This window comes from Nocardia thailandica NBRC 100428, assembly GCF_000308795.1.
GTDB lineage: Bacteria > Actinomycetota > Actinomycetes > Mycobacteriales > Mycobacteriaceae > Nocardia > Nocardia thailandica.
The window spans coordinates 1-4,156 of record NZ_BAGK01000203.1 but is presented as its reverse complement, the minus strand read 5'-3'; the positions used below and the strand labels follow the sequence as shown (position 1 = coordinate 4,156).

Genomic DNA, 4,156 nt, shown 5'->3' with positions numbered 1-4,156 from the left:
GTCGGTCCAGCAGGCGGTCGGCGCGGTCATCCCGCGCAGCAGGAGGTCGTCGAAGTACTCCCAGCGGGCGCGCTCGTAGGGCGTGCTCGCCCGGATCACCGCGTCGCTGACCAGGATCCGCCGCGGCGCGGCCTTGGCCTCGGTGGTCAGGCGGGCGGCCTCGTTCACCGCGTCGCCGATGACGGTGAACTCCAGGCGGGTGTCGGTGCCGACGTCGCCGGCGAACACCCGCCCGCGCGCCACCCCGATCCCGATGTCGACCTCGCCGACCGCGAGCACCTCGTCGCGGATCCGCCGGGCCGCCCGCAACGCGGGTGTCGCGTCGTCGTGCAGGGCCAGCGGCGCGCCGAAGATGCACAGCGCGGCATCCCCGGCGAACTTGTTGACCAGCCCGCCGTTGGCCTCGGTGGCCGCCACGACGGTGGCGAGCAGCCGGTTGAGCTTGTCCACGAACACCTGCGGCGGCAGCGTCGCCGACAGCTCCACCGAACCGGTGACATCGACGAACAGCGCCGACACCACCCGGACATCGCCGGTCAGGTCGGTGCTGGCCGCCAGGGCCCGCTCGGCGACCGTGGGGCCGACGTGCCTGCTGAAGACGTCCTCGGTGTGCATCTGTTCGCGCAGCGTCGCCGCCAGTTCGTTGACCGAGTGTTCGAGCTGGCCGATCTCGCTGGCGCTGCCCACCGGCACCCGGACGTCGAGTTCGCCCTGGGTGATGCGTTGCAGGGCCTGGTACATCGTGCGCATGGGTGTGGCCACCGACCGGGCGAGCAGCCAGGTCGCCAGCGCGCCGACCCCGATGCCGATGAGCGAGAACAGCAGCGCCGCGTGCACCCGGTCGACGGGCGGCGTGGTGCTGTCGGCGAGCAGCACCACCACGATGAGCCCGGGCAGCGCGCCCGACACCGCCCAGGTGAGCAGCACCCGGACCAGTACCGAGGAACTCCAGTGCGTGGTGCGGCCGAGGACCACCGCGATGATCGGCACCGTCGGCCGCATCATCAGGTCGACCAGCAGGAAGGCGATGCCCACCGACTCCAGCAGGCCGAGGGTGAGCCCGGACAGCAGCACCCACGCGTTGTGATAGCCGGTGTACCGCACCACCAGCACGGTCGTCAGCACGACGCCGGGCACCCACAGCGCGACCGCGCGCAGGGTCACCGCCATCGGCAGCCGCAACATGCGCCGCGCCTCGTCGGGCCGGGGTTTGCGGCCCTGGTCGAGCCAACGCAGATAGACCCACCGATCCCGCAGCGCGAAACCGACGCCGACGACCACGCCGATCGCCGGGTAGATCGCGATGGTCCTGGCCACCCACTCCCAGTCCTCGCCGACCCGGCTGAGCACGCCGCCCGCCCACATCACCACGAAGATGGTGGCGATGCCGACCAGGTTGGCACCCACGACGATCAGCGCCAGACCCCAGTGGGATCGCAGCGTCCAGCGGGTCAGCCGTTCCACAACGTTCGAGCATAGAAGCCGGGTGAGTCCCGGCCGCACGCCGACACGTCGCCCGCTCAGCCGAGCACGACCAGCCAGATGGCGAAGTAGTGGCACACCGCCGCCAGCACCGTGGCCGCGTGGAAGAACTCGTGGTGCCCGAAGTCCTCCGGCCACGGGTTCGGCCACTTCGTCGCGTACAGCACCGCCCCGACGCTGTAGACCACCCCGCCGACCGCCAGCAGCACCACCGGCAGCACGCCGACGTTGTGCAGCAACTCCGCCGCCACCGGCACGATGGCCCAGCCGAGCAGCAGATACAGCGGGACACCCACCCAGCGCGGGGCGGTGGGCCACAGCAGCTTCAGCGCCACCCCGGCCAGCGCCCCCGACCAGACCACGATCAGCAGTGTCCGGCCCGTCGAACCGGGCAGGCCGAGCACCGCGAAGGGCGTATAGGAGCCCGCGATGAACAGGAAGATCATCGAGTGATCGGCCCGCTTCATCCGGACCCGGGCGCGCACGCTGTGCCAGGTCACCCGGTGATATACCGCGCTGATCCCGAACAGCAGGCACACCGAGACGCCGTAGACCAGCGTCGACCAGCCCGCCGCCGCGGACTCGCCCGCGGCCACCGCGACGAGCACGGCCACCGCGATCAGCGCGCCACCGAGCGCCCAGGTGTGGATCCAGCCTCGAAACCGCGGCTTCACCACGGCGGCGATGGGACCGCCCGCCTCCGGCGCTGTGCCGACCGCTTCCACCGGTACCTCCCTCGTAACCTACGGAACCGTAGGTTGGTCGGCTCCACTGTACAAAGGCCCTGCTCGGTCCGGGAGGAAACGTGGTCGAGGCGACAGTGGCGGGCGCTTGCGCCACCGGCGCACAGCGGCGCCGACCACACCAGGCGTACTGTTGGTCGCCGTGAAGTTTCCCAGGCAGTTGCGACTTCTGCCGTACCGCGTCTACGAACGCCGGCTGTCCCGTCAGCTGGCCGGTAAGCAGCATCCCCGGCACGTCGCGGTCATGTGCGACGGCAACCGCCGCTGGGCCCGCGAGAACGGCTTCACCGATGTCAGCCACGGTCATCGCGTCGGCGCCCTGAAGATCGCCGAACTGGTCGGCTGGTGCGCCGACGAGGGCATCGAGATGGTCACGGTGTACCTCCTGTCGACCGAGAACCTCCGCCGCGATCCCGAGGAACTCGAGACGCTGTTCGAGGTGATCACCGACGTGGTCGAGGAACTCTCCGCGCCGGAGCAGAACTGGAGCGTGCGCATCGTCGGTTCGCTGTCCGGGTTCCCCGACCTGATCGCCAAGCGGCTGCGCGTGGCCGCCGAGCGCACGGACGGCCGCGACGGCGTCCACGTCAACGTCGCGGTCGGCTACGGCGGCAGGCAGGAGATCACCGACGCGGTCCGCTCGCTGGTCCGCCAGGAGATCGCGGCCGGCGAGTCCGGCGAGGACCTGGTGCAGTCGATCACCGTCGACGCGATCGGCCAGCACCTCTACACCAGCGGCCAGCCCGACCCCGACCTGGTCATCCGCACCTCGGGTGAGCAGCGGCTCTCCGGTTTCCTGCTGTGGCAGAGCGCCTACTCCGAGATCTGGTTCACCGAGGCCTACTGGCCCGAATTCCGGCGCGTGGATTTCCTTCGCGCCCTCCGCGACTTCGCCGCGCGGCATCGGCGTTTCGGCGTCTGACCGCGACCCGGTCGCGTAGCGTCCGGACCGTGGAACAGTTCGACACAGCGGCGGTCCCGCCGCCCGGTGCCGTGCCGCCCTCCTATATCAGCTACGAGGAATTCGGCAGGCGTTTCCTGGAATACGCGGTGTCCGAGCAACGCATCGCCGAGGCGTTCGGCGAGCTCACCGGCGCCGCATTCGATTTCGGCCCGATCGGGGTCGGGCCCGGCCGGCTGGCCAAGGTCACCGCCGCGGTCGAGCTGGGACAGCCACGCATCGTCCGGTTCGTCGACGCCTACATCACCTTCGAGCTCACCATCCCCCTGCACGTCGACCTGGTGGTCGACCTCGCCGTCGACCGATCCCGCTTCCGCGTGGACGGCACCGTGCACCTGCACCTGACGGCCCGCACCGCCGACCCGTTGCGCGTCGTCATCGACATCGCCGAACCGCGGCCGAGCGATGTGCGGGTGAACGTGGCCAGCGCGACCAAGCGCGGACAGTTGTTGCGGGTCCTGGCGAGTGTCGACCACGAGATCCGCCGCTTCGTGGCACGCTATGTCGCCGAGGAGATCCGCAAGCCGGAGATCGCGGCGGTGCGTGACATCGACGTCGCGACCCGGCTGGACGCGGCCTGGAAACTGTGACCGACCAGCGCGGGGAGAACCAGTGAACATCTCGACAGTGCAGTCCGTGCCCGGCGCGCGCCGGGGCGCCCGGTGGGCGGTGGCGGCGGCGGCCGTCCTGCTGACCGGCTGCGGCGCCGAGGTCGCGCCGCCCGCGCTGCCCTCGGGCGAGCCTGCCCCGCCGGGCGCGTCGTTCGCCTACCGCACCGGCAACGAGCTGGCGGTGGTGCGCGGCACCGAGACCCTGCGCGCCCCCGGCAGTTTCGGCTACGCGGCGGGCGGCGCGGCGTTCACCGCCGACGGCCGGGTGGCCTTCACCGTGGAGTCGGGGTCGAAGACCCTGGTGGCCGTGGACGTCCGTGACGGCACGGTCCGGCGGGTCGACTGCGGCTGCACCGAGG

The 4,156-nt window shown here is 71.1% G+C and carries 4 protein-coding genes and 1 pseudogene; 3 read left to right on the top strand and 2 right to left on the bottom strand.

Features of this window, described 5'->3' with window-relative positions; translation table 11 throughout:
* On the bottom strand, positions 1-1,464 hold a 1,464-nt coding region (locus tag ON36_RS22550), incomplete at its 3' end, for an adenylate/guanylate cyclase domain-containing protein (protein ID WP_043657185.1).
* A 56-nt stretch (positions 1,465-1,520) separates the two neighbouring features.
* Complete coding sequence (gene trhA, locus ON36_RS22545) at positions 1,521-2,207, bottom strand: PAQR family membrane homeostasis protein TrhA (RefSeq protein ID WP_085999675.1); 687 nt, start codon at positions 2,205-2,207, stop codon at positions 1,521-1,523.
* 151 nt (positions 2,208-2,358) lie between these two features.
* On the opposite strand from trhA, the gene ON36_RS22540 reads away from it, so the two are divergent.
* The 3 genes and pseudogenes from ON36_RS22540 to ON36_RS22530 all read left to right on the top strand — a co-directional run.
* Positions 2,359-3,147 carry an isoprenyl transferase gene (locus ON36_RS22540; protein ID WP_174377602.1) on the top strand — a complete coding sequence of 263 codons (789 nt, stop codon included), beginning with the start codon at positions 2,359-2,361 and terminating at the stop codon, positions 3,145-3,147.
* A 29-nt stretch (positions 3,148-3,176) separates the two neighbouring features.
* A complete protein-coding gene (locus ON36_RS22535) occupies positions 3,177-3,776 on the top strand; it encodes a hypothetical protein (protein WP_245558164.1) in 600 nt (199 codons plus the stop codon).
* 22 nt (positions 3,777-3,798) lie between these two features.
* Positions 3,799-4,156, top strand: a pseudogene (locus tag ON36_RS22530) (hypothetical protein); the annotation flags it as partial.